Genomic DNA, 15,502 nt, shown 5'->3' with positions numbered 1-15,502 from the left:
TTCAGCTCCGGGAAGCTCCCGTTCGCGCGCCTTTCAAGCGACCACCCGTCAACCGATAGGGTGTCGGGTCCAGAATGGGCTCCCGGCCCAGCAGTTCGTCGACCAGCAGATGCGTCGAGGCTGGAGCCAGTACCAGCCCATTGCGATAGTGGCCGGCGTTCACGTGCAGGTTGTCAATGCCCGGCACCGCGCCGATGAAGGGCACACCATCTGGCGACCCCGGTCGCAATCCTGCCCAGTGATGCTCCACCTCGCAGTCGGCCAGTGCCGGTACGATACGTGTCGCCGACGTCCATAGCGAGTCTTTCGCCGACGCACAGAGCGATTTGTCGAACCCGGTTTCTTCCAGAGTCGAGCCCGCCAGCACCCGACCATCGGCTCGAGGGATGACATAACGCCCGTCCATCAGCACCACACGCCGTACCAGCCCGGGCGGCGCCTTGAACAGAATCATCTGCCCCTTCACTGGCCGTATCGGGAGTGTCACACCGACCGTCGCCATCACTTCGGCGGCCCAGGCACCGCCACATACGATGACCTGGTCACCATGCAGCTCGCCCGCTGGCGTCTCGACCGCAACGACACGACCGCCCCGCTCGCGCAGGTTCGTGACTTCGCAATGCTCGCGCAGCGTGACTCGCGGCATGTCATCCAGGCGCGCGCGAAGCGCCTGGGCCAGTCGCGGATTACGGATGCTGCCAAGGGTCGGCATCCACAACGCGTCCGAAAAACCGGGCGCCGCCTCGGGTTCCTTGTCGTACAGAAACGTGTCGGACACCCGCTCGAGAGGCTTGCCGACCTCCCTCGCCCAGCTCATGGCAGCCTGCTCATCGTCGACACGCAGATACACAAGGCCCTTCTGACGATACTCGGGGTCCACGCCCGTCTCTTCCAGCAGGCGTAGCGAGAGTTCCGGATAACGCCCCTCCGACCAGGCGGAAAGACGCGAGATCGGCGCACCGTGGCGCCACGGATAAAGAGGGGAGACGATGCCACCGCCCGCCCAGGAAGCTTCACGACCGCACTGGCCACGTTCGACGAGGGTGACCGAATGACCGGCATCGGCCAGGTGCAGGGTGGTCATCATGCCAATGACGCCCCCGCCAACAACGAGAAAATCACTCACGAGACTTGTCCGAGTTCGCCTACGGAAAGAATGCGACATCCGGCTAACTTGATAGCACCCACAACCTGGCTCGGGGAAACACGAGGCGGGAGATCACATGCGACCGAAGCGCATCACGGAGACTTACCATACCGGCATACCGGATAGCCTGGCAAAGCCGCGCCAGGCCGGCCTGACACTTCTCGAACTCTGCGTGGTGACGGGCCTCCTGGCCTTCACCGTCGCCTGGACGGCGCCCAGGCTGGACGGCTTCATGGCACGCAACGAAGTGACCTCGGATGTCATGCGACTCAAGGAAGTCCTGGCGACCGCCCGCAATGCCGCCATCGTCAGGCGCACGGTCATCACCGTCTGCCCCAGCCGGGACGGTCGACGCTGCAGCGATGACTGGACCATGCCGCTGAGCATCCTGCAGGGAGAGGTCGACCTGCCACCGAGCCAACGCACTCTCCTCGGCCGGCGAAATGCCAGCCAGGTGCCGGCCATCGCCTACCGACTCGATCATCGCCCCGTCCGCTACCAGCCTACCGGGCACGCCACGGGACACAACGGCACCTTTCGCCTCTGTGGCCGACGCGGCGAAGGGGCCTCGGTCATCGTCAGCAACTTCGGCAGAGTCCGGGTGGTCGATACCACCCCGCCGACGTGCTAGTGCCGGATGTCGACCGTGTCACTCCCAGCTCAACAGACGTTTCTCACGGGGCGCATGAGGCAGTACCGGATCACCCACAAGATGCGCCAGTGCCCCACTCGCCTGGATATCGCCATGTGCTATGATGGCCCCCTCCAGTGTCGTTCCCGGCGCCAGTTCTGCATCGCCCGCCGACATGAGCCAGCCTCGGACGATTCCCGGCGCCTCGAGACGAATGTCGCCCCCCGAGAGCACAGCCACATCCACGGCTGACGCTCGCCCGATCTCGCCGGACAGGTGGGCATCGTCCCGAGCGACGAAGGCGGCATTGTGGAAGCGGGCCGCCGCCCCAATTTCCAGCCGGCCCTCACAATGGTAGACGCGCCCGCCGAGATCACCGCTTTCCTCGAAACGACAGTACGGTAGACCGTCCTCATCGGAGCCCACCGCCAACGACACGGCGCCCTCCGGTGGCGAGGTATCGGTATAGGGAATCCTGACGCGCTCGCCCTCATCCTGAGCCGCATTGCCATGTATCCGGCTCGCCGATGCCCTCCCTTCCCCGGTCGCGACCTCGCCACCGGCCAGCAGGACATAGCGGGAAAACAGTTCGGCAAGGCGCGAAAAGACCACCGCGACTCGTACCGGCTCGCTCGACGCCAGGACACGGCCGCCGCCCTCCATCACGGCCCCCATGGCCACGACGAGATGACGCCGGGATGCCTCTTCGACATAGCGATAGGCGCAGCGCCGTGGAGCGGCACAGTCAGCGAGCCTGGCCGGCTCGCCCTGGAAATGCGAGGGATCGAGAAACTCGTGCCAGGTCATCGATTCGGACATTTCTTGAGACGACTCGACGGTGATGTCGCCGGGCCCGCTCAAGGCCGCCCAACCCCGCGAGGCGGCAACCTCCGCCGCCATCCCGGCCTGCACCGATGCCTTGAGGTTGCCCGCCAGGCGCTCCGCGGTCAGCGACGAACGCAGCCCGGCCGTCCCCAGCATCGCGGCCATGGCCAGCAATACCAGAACGATGGGCAATGCCATCCCCGCCTGCGGCATCGCGCTTTCCCTCATGATCCCCGTTCTCCTGGCGACGACGACCCGGCATGCCGCACCGCCGCTTCGCGGTCCATGGCATGGAGCACCAGCGGATTCACACCACCGAGCGGCCTCAAGGTGATCCGATACAGACCGGCCCTGCCCTCCACGTCCGCCCGAATCGGCTCGCTCGCCGCACAACTTCCGGCCGTCGCGGCCAGGCCTTCCACCAAGGGTTCTCCCGCCACCCTGTCGTGGAGGGCACATCCTTTACCATCGGTGGCGTCGCGCAGCTCGTATCGCCCCGGCTCCACGCCACCGCGCCGGATATCGCGCAGCAGGAACAATGCCCCGAGGGTCACGGCTTCCTGGCGCTCGCCAAGCTCGTCCACGCGAATCAGGTTCTCGACCCCATCCAAGTACAGGCGCCCGGCTCCCAGCAAAACAAGCATGCCGACCGCCAGGGCCACCAGCAGCTCGACCAGCGACACCCCACTCTCGACGACACGCCCCGCCATCATGGGGATTCACCGGGCAGCCGGGTGGTATAGACGAAGGATGTCTCGCTCTCATCCACCAGGCGTGATGCCTCCCATTCGAGAGTCACCACATAGGTGCAGTCATCGCCATCCGGCTCGACGCGGCCCCGCAAACCGGGAATCCAGGCACGCCAGCGAGCCTCCCAGCGCGCGGCTTCGCCCCCCAGGTCAGGACACCTGCCGGCCTCGAGACGCGACCACAGCAGCTCGACGGCGTCCTGTGCCGCCAGAGAGGCCAGTCCACGCTGATAACCAGCATGTGCGCCACGCAGGGATTCAAGCTGGACCGTGGCCATGCCCAGCAGCCCAACCGAAAGCACCAGCAGCGCCACCAAGGCCTCCAGCAGCGTAAACGCTCGCTGGGATCTCGCTATCGTCATGATCCACGCCTCCTCCCGCTCCCTGGCTTACCAGCACGCCTCGGGCAACGTCCGTCCCGTCGCGTCGAGCACCAGCACACGACAATCCGTCCTGACGGCCTCGCCCTCATGCGTGGCCGTCAGGCGATAGTGCGTCGAAGATAACGTGGTCGCGAGACGATAATGCCCTGCCTGCGAACGGCTCGGCAGGTCCGTGCAGGCATCATAGGAATGCGTACGGGTGCGGCAGCGCTCCAGACGCCCCGCCAGCGCCATGAGCGCCGACCGCCCATCCGCGACCCGCGCTTCGCCCAGCGCATCCTGATAGCGTGGATAGGCGATCCCGGCGAGTATGGCGATGATCGCCACCACGAGCATCAATTCGAGCAACGTGAAGCCGGCCTGTTCGCGACAGGCCTCGGAGCGGCGTAGACCGCGCGCCGTCGAGTGGCACATATCCCTTGGCCTCGGCGTGATGTCCTGCCCTCAATATGGACCAGGATGACGGTGTCCGGTAGCGTCCGAAGCATCTTGCCACGAAAAAGCCGGGCGACAGGCCCGGCTTCACGAAGGGAACATGACACTCGACCGAGCGAGGTCTATTCGCTGGCGATCACTCGCTCGCGAAGCTCGGTGGGCATGGAAAAGGTGATCGTCTCGGCACGTCCCTCGAGTTCTTCCGGCATCTCGGCCCCCAGGGCGCGCAGGCGCTCGATCACGCCCTGTACCAGCACTTCCGGTGCACTGGCGCCGGCGGTCACGCCCACCGTCTCGACATTTTCCAGCCAGGCAGCGTCGATCTGCTCGGCGTTGTCGATCAGGTAGGCCGGCGTGCCGACCCGCTCGGAAAGCTCGCGCAAGCGATTGGAGTTCGAGCTGTTGGGACTGCCCACCACCAGCAGCAGATCGCTCCCGGCGGCCAGTTCCCTCACGGCATCCTGACGATTCTGGGTGGCATAGCAGATGTCATCCTTGCGCGGGCCCTGGATCTCCGGGAAGCGGTCGCGCAGGGCGTCGATCACGCGAGCGGTGTCGTCCATCGACAGGGTCGTCTGGGTCACGAAGGCCAGCTGGCTCGGGTCCCGCACCTCGAGACGCGCCACGTCCTGCTCATCCTCCACCAGGTAGATCTGGCCTCCCTGGGAGGTGTCGTAGCGCCCCATGGTGCCTTCCACCTCGGGATGCCCCTGGTGGCCGATGAGAACGCACTCCTGCCCACGACGGGCATAGCGCAGTACCTCCATGTGCACCTTGGTGACCAGCGGGCAGGTCGCGTCGAAGACCCGCAAGCCACGACGCTCGGCTTCCTGCTGCACGGCACGGGAGACGCCGTGCGCCGAAAAGATGACGATCACGTCGTCGGGCACCTCATGCAGTTCCTCGACGAAGATCGCGCCGCGTTCGCGCAGGCTGTCGACCACGAAACGGTTGTGTACCACTTCATGGCGCACGTAGATCGGCGGGCCGAACACGTCCAGCGCCCGGTTGACGATCTCGATGGCACGATCGACACCGGCGCAGAAACCGCGGGGATTGGCCAGCTTGATTTGCATGGTTGCCTAGCCTCGGTGCTTGCCTAGTGGGTGGTAGCGGGCTGCACGTCCAGCACCTCTACTTCGAAGGTCAGGGTACGCCCGGCCAGGGGGTGATTGAAATCCACCTCGACCTGCTTGTCGCCGACCTGCTTGATGACCCCCGGCAACTCACCGCCGCCGACATCGGCGAAGGACATCACCATGCCCGTTTCGGGCGCCTCGTCGCCGAAGTCGTCCCGGGCGATCATCTGGACATTCTGGGGATTGTGCTGGCCGAAGGCATTCTCGGGCGCAATCTCGTAGCTGCCGTTCTCGCCGGCGCCGAGTCCCTTGAGAGGGCGCTCGAAGCCAGGCGGCAGGTTGCCGTCACCGACCTGGAAGGTGGCCGGCTGCTTGTCCCGGGTGGAATCGACCACGGTGCCATCCTCCAGCTTGAGGGTAAAATGCAGGGTAACCTGCATACCCTCGTCGATGCGATGGCCGTTCGCTTGTTGATCGCTCATGGATGCTCTCTTGCAGATGATGTTCAACGCCGTCGTCTGGCGCGGCGACGTTCGCCGAACAGCGACTCGACGATCAGCCCGATGGCGCCCAGGGTGATGCCGATGTCCGCCACATTGAAGGCCGGGTAGTACCAGCCGGCGAGGTGAAAGGACAGAAAATCCACCACATAACCATGCACCAGCCGATCATACAGGTTGCCCAGCGCCCCGCCGATGACCAGGGCAAGCGAGGCGCCGAGCATCTTTTCGTCGGCGCGCAGGCGCCGCATCCAGATGGTCAGCCCTACGCTCGCCGCCACGGCAATGGCCGCAAAGAACCATCGCTGCCAGCCGGGATGATCGGCCAGGAAGCTGAACGCCGCGCCGGTATTGTGCAGCAGCGTCAGGTTGAAGAACGGCAGGACCTCGAGCGGCCTGGCGTATTCCAGCAGGCTGGACGCCAAAGCCTTGGTGCCCAGGTCGACGACGATCACCGCCACGGCGAGCCACAGCCAACGCAACGGCTGTCGCATGGGAGCCACCTTGGCTCCCTGCCGGGTGTCATGCTCTGGCATGCTGCCCACCTCACGCATAATGACGGGTCTCGCCGGGGCCTTCCGGCAGGTTGCTGATGCAGCGACCGCACAGGTCTTCGTGACCGGCATGCTGGCCGACATCCTCGCGGTGGTGCCAGCAGCGCTCGCACTTGCGGTATTCGCTGGCCGCAACGGCTACCTTGAGCCCCTCAAGCTCGGTCGCCTCGGCGTCGCCGCCATCAGCCAGCGGGGCCAGGTGCACCTCGCTGGTCAGCATCACGAAGCGCAGCTCGTCGCCGAGACGGCTCAGCGTCTCCCGGAGCTCGTCGTCCACGTAAAGCGTCACTTCGGCGGCCAGGTTGCCCTTGATGACCTTGGCGTTGCGGGCATCTTCCAGGCACTTGTTGACGGCCTGCTTGACGTTGAGCACCCGCTCCCAGAACTCACGTCCCAGCTCGGCGCTCTCTTCCAGGGTGCCCAGGCCATCGTAATATTCCTCGAGCAGGACGCTGTCGCCCCGCTGGCCAGGGATATGCTCGTAGATCTCCTCGGCGGTGAAGCTGAGGATCGGCGCAATCCAGCGGACCAGCGCCTGGACGACGTGGTACAGCGCCGTCTGGGCGCTGCGTCGGGCCACCGAGTCCACCTGGGTGGTGTACTGGCGATCCTTGATCACATCCAGATAGAAACCGCCCAGTTCCCGGGCACAGAAGCCATGCACCTGCTGATAGACGTCGAGGAAGCGGTATTCCTCGTAGGCACGCTGGATGCGCGCCTGCAACTGGCCGGCGCGATCCACCACCCAGCGATCCAGCGCCAGCATGTCATCGAAGGCCAGGGCATCGCGCTCGGGGTCGAAGCCGTTGAGGTTGGCCAGCAGGAAGCGTGAGGTGTTGCGGATGCGTCGATAGACATCGGCGGTACGCTTGAGGATCTGGTCGGACACGGCCATCTCGCCGGAATAGTCGGTCGAGGCGACCCACAACCGCAGGATATCGGCCCCGAGCTTGTCCATCACATCCTGAGGCGCCACCACATTGCCCAGCGACTTGGACTGCTTGCGCCCCTTTTCGTCCACGGTGAAGCCATGGGTGAGAAGCTGGCGGTACGGCGGATGGCCGTCGATGGCCGATCCGGTGAGCAGCGAAGAGTGGAACCAGCCGCGGTGCTGATCCGACCCCTCGAGGTACAGATCAGCGCGCGGCCCCTGATCGTGCCCCATCGGGTGCGAGCCGCGCATCACATGACGATGCGTGGTGCCGGAATCGAACCAGACGTCCAGGGTATCGGTGACCTTCTCGTACTCGCCGGCCTCCTCGCCCAGCAGCTCGGCCGGATCGAGGCGGAACCAGGCGTCGATGCCCTCGCGCTCGACGCGCTTGGCGACCTCTTCCATCAGCTCGACGGTGCGCGGATGCAGCTCGCCGGTCCGCTGGTGCAGGAAGAAGGGAATCGGCACCCCCCAGTTGCGCTGGCGCGAGATGCACCAGTCCGGACGGTTGGCGATCATCGCATGCAGGCGCGCCTTGCCCCAGGCGGGCGTGAAGGCGGTCGACTCGACGCCGGCCAGGGCCTTGTCACGCAGGCTGAGACCGTCCTGACCGATCATGTCCATGCCCACGAACCACTGGGCCGTGGCCCGGTAGATCACCGGCGTCTTGTGGCGCCAGCAATGCATGTAGCTGTGGGTGATGGTGTGGTGGGCCAGCAGGGCATCGACTTCATCAAGCTTGGCGACGATCTGCAGGTTGGCCTTCCAGATCGACTGCCCACTGAAGAACGGCAGATCGTCCACATAGACGCCATCGCCCTTGACGACGCTGATGAAGTCATCGAATTCGATGCCGTAGCGACGGCAGGACTCGAAGTCGTCGACCCCGTGCACCGGCGCCGAGTGGACGATGCCGGTACTGCCCTCTTCGACTTCCACGTAGTCCGCCAGGAACACCGGCGCACGACGCTCATAGAACGGATGGGCGAACTCGATCAGCTCCAGCCGCTCGCCGGCGGCGGTGGCGATGATGTTGCCCTCGAGCCCGAACCGCTCCAGACAACTTTCCACCAGCTCCTCGGCCAGCAGCAGCAACCGCTCGCCCACGTCGACCAGGGCATAGGTGAACTCGGGATGTACATTCAGCGCCTGGTTGGCAGGGATGGTCCAGGGCGTGGTCGTCCAGATCACCACAGCGGTGGGCTTGGGCAGTTCGGTCAGCCCGAAGGCGGCGGCCAGCTTGTCGTCCTCGGCGCAGGGAAAGGCCACATCGATGGCATCGGACTGCTTGTCGGCATACTCGACTTCCGCCTCGGCCAGGGCCGAGCCGCAATCGAAGCACCAGTTGACCGGTTTGAGCCCCTTGAAGACGTAGCCCCCCTCGACCAGATCGGCCAGGGCACGGATCTCGCCGGCTTCGTTGACGAAATCCATGGTGCGATAGGGACGTTCCCAATCACCGATCACCCCCAGGCGGATGAAACTCTCGCGCTGCCCGTCGATCTGCTCGGCGGCGTACTCGCGGCACAGCGCCCGGGCCTGCTCCGGCGCCAGATGCTTGCCATGGGTCGTCTCGACCTTGTGCTCGATGGGCAGGCCATGACAGTCCCAGCCCGGCACATAGGGGGCGTCGAACCCCGCCAGGTTCTTGGACTTGACGATGATGTCCTTGAGGATCTTGTTGAGCGCGTGGCCGATGTGAATGCTGCCATTGGCATAGGGAGGGCCATCGTGCAGCACGAAGGACTCGCGCCCCCGACGCGCCTCGCGCAGGCGATGGTAGAGATCCATCTCCTGCCACTGGGCCACCCGAGCCGGCTCGCGCTTGGGCAGCATGCCGCGCATCGGGAATTCGGTTTCTGGCAGATTCAGAGTGTGCTTGTAGTCGCTCATATCCTGGGGGTCAGCCGTCATCATGGTCGGCGGGCAGTCCCGCCGAGGAGTCGGAAAACACGGCCTCGCGCGCCAGCGGCGCCGATGCCAGAGGTAGGGAATCTCCGGTCGCCGCCGTCTCGGCGAAGAAGCGTCGCGCGCGAGCCTGGTCGGCGCGGATCTGGGCCTTGAGGGCCTCGAGGCCATCGAATTTCATCTCGCCGCGCAACTTGGCGCAGGGCAGTACCGTCAATCGCTCGCCGTACAGGTCGTCGTCGAAATCAAACAGGTGCACTTCAAGCACCGGGCGCGAGCTCCCCACGGTAGGACGCCAGCCGATATTGGCCACGCCCTCGGCATGGCGCCCTCCCGGCAATTCGGCCTTGACCGCATACACGCCCTGCAAGGCCAGCGGATGCGGTGGCTGCGGCAGGTTGGCGGTGGGCACGCCGATGGTCCGCCCGAGCTGGCGATCGCGCACCACCCGGCCACCGAGCCGATACGGCCGCCCCATCATGCGGGCAGCCTGATCGAAGTTGCCGGAAGCCAGCATGGTGCGCACCCGCGTGCTGGAGACACGCTCGCCATCCAGCAGGAAGGTCCGGGTATGCTCGACATCGAAGCCCGACCCGCTACCGACCGTCTGCAGCAGCTCGAAATCGCCCCGCCGGTCACAGCCGAACCGAAAATCATCGCCCACTACCAAGTGACGCACGCCCAGCCCCTGCACCAGCACCTGCTCGATGAAGGCTCGGGCGGTCAGGCTGCGCAGGGCATCGTTGAAGGGCAGGCACAGCACGCGATCGGCGCCGTGCTCGGCCAGCAGCCGGACCTTGTCGCGCAGTCGCGTCAGCCGGGGCGGGGCCTGGTCTCCGGCAAAGAATTCCCTGGGCTGGGGCTCGAAGACCACTACCGTGGCCGGCAGCGACAACGAGCGCGCGCGCTCGAGCAGTTGATCGAGGATCGCCTGATGGCCGCGATGCACACCATCGAAATTGCCGATGGTCGCCACGCAGCCATGATGCTCGTCACGCAGATTGTGCAATCCTCGAATCACTTGCATGGGCTATTCGCGCAGAAAGTAAAGTGGTCGATTATAACGGACCGAGCGCCCCTTGACAGCCGCGCTGAACGTGGCCCCGTCCTCAACTTTTCATCCGGAAATGCCGGAGCCGCACCCCCGTCGCCGCCAGCCAGGCGAAATACACCGCCGCGCCACTCACCACCAGGAGCCCCATCCAGCCCACTCGCGTCATCAGCGACCAGCCGAGCCACTGGTGCCAGTCCGGCGACAGCCAGGCAAGCGCCACTCCCATCGCCACACAGCCACCCAGCAACTGCACCGCATAGCGTCCCCAGCCCGCCTGGAAGACCAGGATGCCTCGACGATACAGCAAGCCACCCAGCAGCCCGGCATTGAGAAACGCCGAAAGCGCCGTGGCCAACGCCAGCCCCGCATGCGCCAGCGGCCAGATCAGGATCAGGTTGAGGACCATGTTGGCAGCCATGGCGATCATTCCGATCGTGACCGGCGTCTTGGTATCCTGGCGGGCAAAGAACCCCGGCGCCAGCACCTTGATCAGCATGAAGGCCACTAGGCCCACGGCATAGGCACGCAGACTCATGGCCGCCATGTCGATGTCGTGATCGGTCATGGCGCCATAATGGAACAGGGTGATCAGCAATGGCTCGGCCAACACCACCAGCGCCAGAGCCGCCGGCAACCCCAGCAAGAGCACGGCACGAATCGCCCAGTCGAGCATGCGCGCAAAGTGCTCCCGGGACTGCTCGGCATGCCGCTTGGACAGCGCCGGCAGGATCACCGTGCCGATGGCCACCCCGAACACGCCCAGCGGCAGCTCCACGAGACGATCGGAATAGTACAGCCAGGACACGCTGCCGGCCGTCAGCAACGACGCCAGCACGGTATCCAGCAGCAGGTTGATCTGCGCCACCGAGACGCCGAACATCGCCGGCGCCATCAGCTTGAGAATGCGGCGCACGCCATCGTGGGCAAAATGAGGCCAGGGGCGCGGCAGCACGCCGAGACGGGCCAGGAACGGCACCTGAAAGATCAGTTGCATCGCCCCGGCGATCAGCACGCCCCAGGCCAGCGCCATCGCGGGCTCGCTCACCAGGGGCGTCAGCAACACCGCCGCGCCGATCAGCGACAGGTTGAGCAGCACCGGGGTGAAGGCCGGCACGGCGAATCGCCCCCAGGTATTGAGTACGCTGCCCGAGAAGGCCGTCAGCGAGATCAGCAACAAGTACGGAAAGGTCAGGCGCAGCATGTCGGCGGTGAGCGCCAGCTTCTCGGGGTCACGCGCAAACCCTGGCGCGAAGGCCCAGGCCAGCCAGGGGGCAGCCAGCATGGCCAGAGCGGTGATCAGCACCAGCACCGCCGCCAGACTGCCGGCCACGGCGTCGAGCAGCTCGCGCACCTCCTCCCGGGTACGCTGGGTGGCGTACTCCGACAGTACCGGCACGAAGGCCTGGTTGAACGCTCCCTCGGCGAACAGCCGGCGCAGGAAATTGGGCACCTTGAAGGCAACGAAGAAGGCATCCGCTCCCTGCCCCGCGCCGAACAGCGTGGCGATCACCATGTCCCGGGCCAGCCCCATCACCCGCGACAGCATGGTCATGCTGCTGACGACCATGCCCGAACGCATCAGCCCGCTTCGACGAGGCGCCACCTGGTGCGAAGCCCCCTCAGTGACCGCTGTCGTGGCATCGGATGTTTGCTCGGGATATTCCTGTCGATCGGTCACGGTGATTCCTTGCCAGGCCAGGTAAAGCGGACACCAGAAGCCGCCGGGAACGGTTGTGGACGTCGCACGGCAACGATCCTCGGGGCACCTGCCGGGAAGTGCCAGCACAAGAGACCGTCAGGCGCTATGCTTGAGGCCGCAACACGACGGCCCAACGGGTAGCCACAAAAAAACCGGCCGCAGCCGGTTCTTCGATGGGGCATTCGCGAAATGGTTCGCAAAGCCCCATGGGCGTCCGGCGCGCTTACGCTGCCAGGGCCTTGATACGCTTGTTGAGACGGCTCTTCAGGCGAGCGGCCTTCTTCTTGGAGATCACGTCCTTGTCGGCGATGCGGTCGATGACCGGCTGGGCCTGCTTGAAGGCATCCATCGCCTTGGCGTGATCACCGCCATTGACGGCCTTGATGACGTTCTTGACGTAGGTGCGAACCATGCTGCGCTGGCTGGCTTTCAGGACACGACGGCCTTCTGCCTGACGGGCGCGCTTGCGGGCTTGCTTAGTGTTAGCCACTGACTGTCTCCTTGGAGAAAGTTGTTACCGCCGCACTCGACGGTGTTCAATAACATTTTGATCCAACAGGGAAATAAAAAATCCCCGTCGGCCTGGCCATCCGGCCGACCGCGCAAGGTGGCGCAGTCGCTTACGGGCCGTGTCTGAGAGGATGGCGCATACTATCATGCCGCGCGACATCTTGCCAGGCTCGTCAAGGGGGAGCACCCACCCTCAAATCACCACCAGGTTGTCGCGGTGAATCAACTCCGGCGATTCCATGTAGCCAAGAATCGCCTCGATGCGGTGGCTGGGCTGACCAAGCAGGCGACGGACTTCATCGACACCGTAATTGACCAGCCCCTTGGCCACCCGCTGCCCCTGCTCGTCGACGCACAACACCATGTCGCCACGCACAAAGTTGCCCGACACGCCTTTCACCCCCACCGGCAACAGGCTGGAGCCGCTGTCTCGCAGCTTCTTCACCGCGCCATCGTCCAGGGTCAGATTGCCGCGCACCTGGAGCTGGCCCGCCAACCAGCGCTTGCGCGCCGCCATGGGCGCACGCTCGGGCATGAGCAGGGTCCCCAGCCGTTCGCCTTCGACGAGTCGGCTCAACACCTCGCGCTGACGGCCGCTGGCAATCACCGTGACCGCCCCGGAACGCGCCGCCAGACGCGCTGCTCGCACCTTGGTCGACATGCCGCCCCGCCCCAGGGCACCGCTGCCCCCGGCCACTTCGGCCAGCCGAGGGTCGTCGGCGCGCCCCTCGGCAATCAGGCGAGCATTCGGGTCATGGCGAGGATCGGCATCGAAGAGGCCTTCCTGGTCGGTCAGAATGACCAGGGCGTCGGCTTCCAGCAGGTTGGCCACCAAGGCCCCTAGGGTGTCGTTGTCACCGAAGCGGATCTCGTCGGTGACAACGGTATCGTTCTCGTTGACCACCGGCACCACCCCCAGCTCGACCAGGGTGCGCAGCGCGGAGCGCGCATTGAGGTAACGCTTGCGATTGGAAAGGTCGTCATGAGTCAGCAGGACCTGGGCGGTGGTCAGCCCGTGGCGGGCGAAATGGCCCTCGTAGCACTCGGTCAGGCCGTTCTGCCCCACAGCGGCGGCGGCCTGCAGGGCGTGCACCTCGGAGGGACGGACCTGCCAACCGAGGCGCACCATGCCTGCCGCCACGGCGCCGGAAGACACCAGCACCACTTCGATACCACGACGATGCAGCTCGGCGATCTCGTCGACCCAGCCGCCGATGGCCGGCTCGTCGAGCCCCCGCCCGTCGTTGGTCAACAGGGCGCTGCCGATCTTCACCACCACACGTCGCATGCGCTTCAGCGCCTCGCGACCGGGTACTTGTTCGAGATCGTCCATCGGCTCCTTGGCTCCTCGGCTCAACCTTCTTTCCCCCTCGAGCTGGAAAACTGAGCAAGCAACGACCAGACGAGGCAAAAGCTGGCGACAAACCGGCAGGAGCCGATTTGGGCTGCTCTGCCGCTCGAAGAGCGGAGTCCGCTATTGCACATGAGCATCTTGAGCCTGCCTTTAACCCCACATGGTCGAGCGCAGCCAGTTCCTTACCCCTCAGGGCGCGTATTCGACCTCGACATCATAATCATCATCATCGAAGTCATCGTCGTCCTCGTCGGCTCGCTTGCGCTTACGACCCAGACGAGACTCGGCACGCGCCACGGCCTCGTCGTCCATGCGACGGCGCATCTCGCGTTCGTGCTCGGCGGCCTCCTCGTCCTCGTTCTCCAGCCGACGCTGCTCGGTGAGCCAACGATGCACGGCCTGCACCAGGGCATCGGTCCCCTCGCCGCTGATCGCTGACAGCCGGAAGACAGGCCCCTGCCACGCCAGGCGCGTCACGATGTCGTCGACCGCGGCATCGCGCTCTTCCGCCGGCAGCAGGTCGAGCTTGTTGAGGACCAGCCAGCGCGGACGTTCGGCGAGCGCCGGCGAGAACTGCCCCAGTTCGTGAGCAATGGCCTGGGCGGCCGCCACCGGATCGCTCTCATCGAAGGGCGCGACATCGACCACATGCAGCAGCAGTCGCGTGCGCGTCAGGTGCTTGAGGAAACGCAACCCCAGGCCCGCGCCATCCGACGCCCCCTCGATCAGGCCCGGCACGTCGGCCATGACGAAATGCTCATGCTGGCCGAGCTTCACCACACCGAGGTTGGGCACCAGGGTGGTGAACGGGTAATTGGCCACCTTGGGCTTGGCCGCCGAGACCGAGCGGATCAGGGTCGACTTGCCGGCATTGGGCATGCCCAGCAGACCGACATCCGCCATCACCTTCATCTCGAAGCGCAGGTTGCGACGCTCGCCCTCGGTACCCGGCGTGGTACGCCGCGGCGCCCGGTTGGTCGAGGACTTGAAGTGAATGTTGCCGAGCCCGCGACGACCGCCCTGGGCGACGAGCACCACCTGCCCAGCCTCGGTCACATCGGCAATCACCTCGAGGGTGTCCTCGTCGATCACCGTGGTGCCCACCGGCACCTTGACGTGCAGGTCCTCGCCGGCGCGCCCGCTCATCTGCCGGCCCTGCCCCGGCTGGCCGTTCTGAGCCTTGTAGAAGCGCTGGTACTTGAAGTCGATGAGGGTATTCAGGGCGTCGTCACCGATCAGGTAGACACTGCCACCATGGCCACCATCGCCGCCATCGGGGCCGCCCTTGGGCACATACTTCTCGCGGCGAAAGCTCAGACAGCCATTGCCGCCCTTGCCGGCTTCCACGATGATCGAGGCTTCGTCGACGAACTGCATTGGTCATTCTCCCGGCGATCCATATCGCCATGATACAAGAAGGCCCCGCCATGGCGGGGCCTTCTCGCGACAGTTCGGGGCGGTCTCAGGCGGAGACGACGCTCACGAACTTGCGATTCTTCGGACCCTTGGTCTCGAACTTGACCACGCCCTCGTCCAGAGCGAACAGGGTGTAGTCCTTGCCGATCCCGACACCGGCGCCGGCATGGAACTTGGTGCCACGCTGACGGACGATGATGTTACCCGGGGAAACGGCCTGGCCGCCGAACAGCTTGACGCCGAGGCGCTTGGATTCGCTGTCGCGACCGTTACGGGTAGAGCCCGCTGCCTTCTTGTGAGCCATTGCAAATACCTCGCTCGTTC

Annotated in this window: 16 protein-coding genes; 1 reads left to right on the top strand and 15 read right to left on the bottom strand. The window is 65.3% G+C overall.

Features of this window, described 5'->3' with window-relative positions; genetic code table 11:
* Position 1: 1 nt before the first annotated feature.
* Positions 2–1,126: a glycine oxidase ThiO gene (gene thiO / locus HSDC_RS12085; protein WP_064700199.1), complete on the bottom strand. Its 1,125-nt coding sequence runs from the start codon at positions 1,124–1,126 to the stop codon at positions 2–4.
* Between the two features lie 97 nt (positions 1,127–1,223).
* Here thiO and HSDC_RS12080 point away from each other — a divergent pair, with 97 nt between their 5' ends.
* A complete protein-coding gene (locus HSDC_RS12080; RefSeq protein WP_064700198.1) occupies positions 1,224–1,778 on the top strand; it encodes a GspH/FimT family pseudopilin in 555 nt (184 codons plus the stop codon).
* A gap of 18 nt (positions 1,779–1,796) precedes the next feature.
* Here HSDC_RS12080 and HSDC_RS12075 read toward each other — a convergent pair whose 3' ends face one another.
* The 14 genes from HSDC_RS12075 to rpmA all read right to left on the bottom strand — a co-directional run bounded on the left by HSDC_RS12075 (position 1,797) and on the right by rpmA (position 15,482).
* A complete protein-coding gene (locus HSDC_RS12075; protein ID WP_170862798.1) occupies positions 1,797–2,831 on the bottom strand; it encodes a pilus assembly PilX family protein in 1,035 nt (344 codons plus the stop codon).
* Positions 2,828–3,316 carry a PilW family protein gene (locus HSDC_RS16880; RefSeq protein ID WP_064700196.1) on the bottom strand — a complete coding sequence of 163 codons (489 nt, stop codon included), beginning with the start codon at positions 3,314–3,316 and terminating at the stop codon, positions 2,828–2,830. Before HSDC_RS16880 ends, HSDC_RS12075 begins: the two co-directional genes overlap by 4 nt.
* The gene (locus HSDC_RS12065; protein WP_064700195.1) at positions 3,313–3,714 is read right to left on the bottom strand and encodes a prepilin-type N-terminal cleavage/methylation domain-containing protein; all 402 of its coding nucleotides are present in this window, start codon (positions 3,712–3,714) and stop codon (positions 3,313–3,315) included. Before HSDC_RS12065 ends, HSDC_RS16880 begins: the two co-directional genes overlap by 4 nt.
* Positions 3,715–3,741: 27 nt before the next feature.
* Positions 3,742–4,149 carry a type IV pilin protein gene (locus HSDC_RS17040; RefSeq protein ID WP_064700194.1) on the bottom strand — a complete coding sequence of 136 codons (408 nt, stop codon included), beginning with the start codon at positions 4,147–4,149 and terminating at the stop codon, positions 3,742–3,744.
* A 143-nt stretch (positions 4,150–4,292) separates the two neighbouring features.
* Positions 4,293–5,246 carry a 4-hydroxy-3-methylbut-2-enyl diphosphate reductase gene (ispH, locus tag HSDC_RS12055; protein WP_064700193.1) on the bottom strand — a complete coding sequence of 318 codons (954 nt, stop codon included), beginning with the start codon at positions 5,244–5,246 and terminating at the stop codon, positions 4,293–4,295.
* A 23-nt stretch (positions 5,247–5,269) separates the two neighbouring features.
* Positions 5,270–5,731 (bottom strand): FKBP-type peptidyl-prolyl cis-trans isomerase, encoded by a 462-nt coding sequence (gene fkpB / locus HSDC_RS12050; protein ID WP_064700192.1) that lies wholly within the window; start codon positions 5,729–5,731, stop codon positions 5,270–5,272.
* 23 nt (positions 5,732–5,754) lie between these two features.
* Positions 5,755–6,285, bottom strand: a complete 531-nt coding sequence (gene lspA, locus HSDC_RS12045; RefSeq protein WP_064700217.1) for a signal peptidase II — start codon at positions 6,283–6,285, stop codon at positions 5,755–5,757.
* Positions 6,286–6,295: 10 nt separating this feature from the next.
* Entirely contained in the window at positions 6,296–9,130 is a 2,835-nt protein-coding gene (gene ileS, locus HSDC_RS12040) for an isoleucine--tRNA ligase (protein WP_170862799.1), read from the bottom strand.
* Between the two features lie 10 nt (positions 9,131–9,140).
* On the bottom strand, positions 9,141–10,172 hold the full coding sequence (gene ribF / locus HSDC_RS12035) for a bifunctional riboflavin kinase/FAD synthetase (protein ID WP_064700190.1): 1,032 nt from the start codon (positions 10,170–10,172) through the stop codon (positions 9,141–9,143).
* Positions 10,173–10,254: 82 nt separating this feature from the next.
* On the bottom strand, positions 10,255–11,778 hold the full coding sequence (gene murJ / locus HSDC_RS12030; protein ID WP_064700216.1) for a murein biosynthesis integral membrane protein MurJ: 1,524 nt from the start codon (positions 11,776–11,778) through the stop codon (positions 10,255–10,257).
* 343 nt (positions 11,779–12,121) lie between these two features.
* Entirely contained in the window at positions 12,122–12,388 is a 267-nt protein-coding gene (rpsT, locus tag HSDC_RS12025; RefSeq protein WP_064700189.1) for a 30S ribosomal protein S20, read from the bottom strand.
* Positions 12,389–12,601: 213 nt separating this feature from the next.
* Positions 12,602–13,741, bottom strand: a complete 1,140-nt coding sequence (gene proB / locus HSDC_RS12020; protein ID WP_064700188.1) for a glutamate 5-kinase — start codon at positions 13,739–13,741, stop codon at positions 12,602–12,604.
* Positions 13,742–13,951: 210 nt separating this feature from the next.
* Positions 13,952–15,139, bottom strand: coding sequence for an Obg family GTPase CgtA (gene cgtA / locus HSDC_RS12015; RefSeq protein ID WP_064700187.1), 1,188 nt, complete (start codon positions 15,137–15,139; stop codon positions 13,952–13,954).
* 85 nt (positions 15,140–15,224) lie between these two features.
* Positions 15,225–15,482 (bottom strand): 50S ribosomal protein L27, encoded by a 258-nt coding sequence (rpmA, locus tag HSDC_RS12010; protein WP_064700186.1) that lies wholly within the window; start codon positions 15,480–15,482, stop codon positions 15,225–15,227.
* Between the last annotated feature and the right edge of the window lie 20 nt (positions 15,483–15,502).

It is taken from the genome of Halomonas caseinilytica (genome assembly GCF_001662285.1).
Lineage (GTDB): Bacteria > Pseudomonadota > Gammaproteobacteria > Pseudomonadales > Halomonadaceae > Halomonas > Halomonas caseinilytica.
Note: the sequence above shows the minus strand (reverse complement) of the source record. Positions and strands in the feature narration are given on the sequence as shown.

What these genes read in the sequence shown, in the direction of transcription:
- HSDC_RS12080 (WP_064700198.1), top strand. Translation starts at nt 1,224, where the DNA reads ATGCGACCGAAGCGCATCACGGAGACTTACCATACCGGCATACCGGAT.
- HSDC_RS12075 (WP_170862798.1), bottom strand. Translation starts at nt 2,831, where the DNA reads ATGAGGGAAAGCGCGATGCCGCAGGCGGGGATGGCATTGCCCATCGTT.
- HSDC_RS16880 (WP_064700196.1), bottom strand. Translation starts at nt 3,316, where the DNA reads ATGATGGCGGGGCGTGTCGTCGAGAGTGGGGTGTCGCTGGTCGAGCTG.
- HSDC_RS12065 (WP_064700195.1), bottom strand. Translation starts at nt 3,714, where the DNA reads ATGACGATAGCGAGATCCCAGCGAGCGTTTACGCTGCTGGAGGCCTTG.
- HSDC_RS17040 (WP_064700194.1), bottom strand. Translation starts at nt 4,149, where the DNA reads ATGTGCCACTCGACGGCGCGCGGTCTACGCCGCTCCGAGGCCTGTCGC.
- ispH (WP_064700193.1), bottom strand. Translation starts at nt 5,246, where the DNA reads ATGCAAATCAAGCTGGCCAATCCCCGCGGTTTCTGCGCCGGTGTCGAT.
- fkpB (WP_064700192.1), bottom strand. Translation starts at nt 5,731, where the DNA reads ATGAGCGATCAACAAGCGAACGGCCATCGCATCGACGAGGGTATGCAG.
- lspA (WP_064700217.1), bottom strand. Translation starts at nt 6,285, where the DNA reads ATGCCAGAGCATGACACCCGGCAGGGAGCCAAGGTGGCTCCCATGCGA.
- ileS (WP_170862799.1), bottom strand. Translation starts at nt 9,130, where the DNA reads ATGAGCGACTACAAGCACACTCTGAATCTGCCAGAAACCGAATTCCCG.
- ribF (WP_064700190.1), bottom strand. Translation starts at nt 10,172, where the DNA reads ATGCAAGTGATTCGAGGATTGCACAATCTGCGTGACGAGCATCATGGC.
- murJ (WP_064700216.1), bottom strand. Translation starts at nt 11,778, where the DNA reads ATGCGTTCGGGCATGGTCGTCAGCAGCATGACCATGCTGTCGCGGGTG.
- proB (WP_064700188.1), bottom strand. Translation starts at nt 13,741, where the DNA reads ATGGACGATCTCGAACAAGTACCCGGTCGCGAGGCGCTGAAGCGCATG.
- cgtA (WP_064700187.1), bottom strand. Translation starts at nt 15,139, where the DNA reads ATGCAGTTCGTCGACGAAGCCTCGATCATCGTGGAAGCCGGCAAGGGC.
- rpmA (WP_064700186.1), bottom strand. Translation starts at nt 15,482, where the DNA reads ATGGCTCACAAGAAGGCAGCGGGCTCTACCCGTAACGGTCGCGACAGC.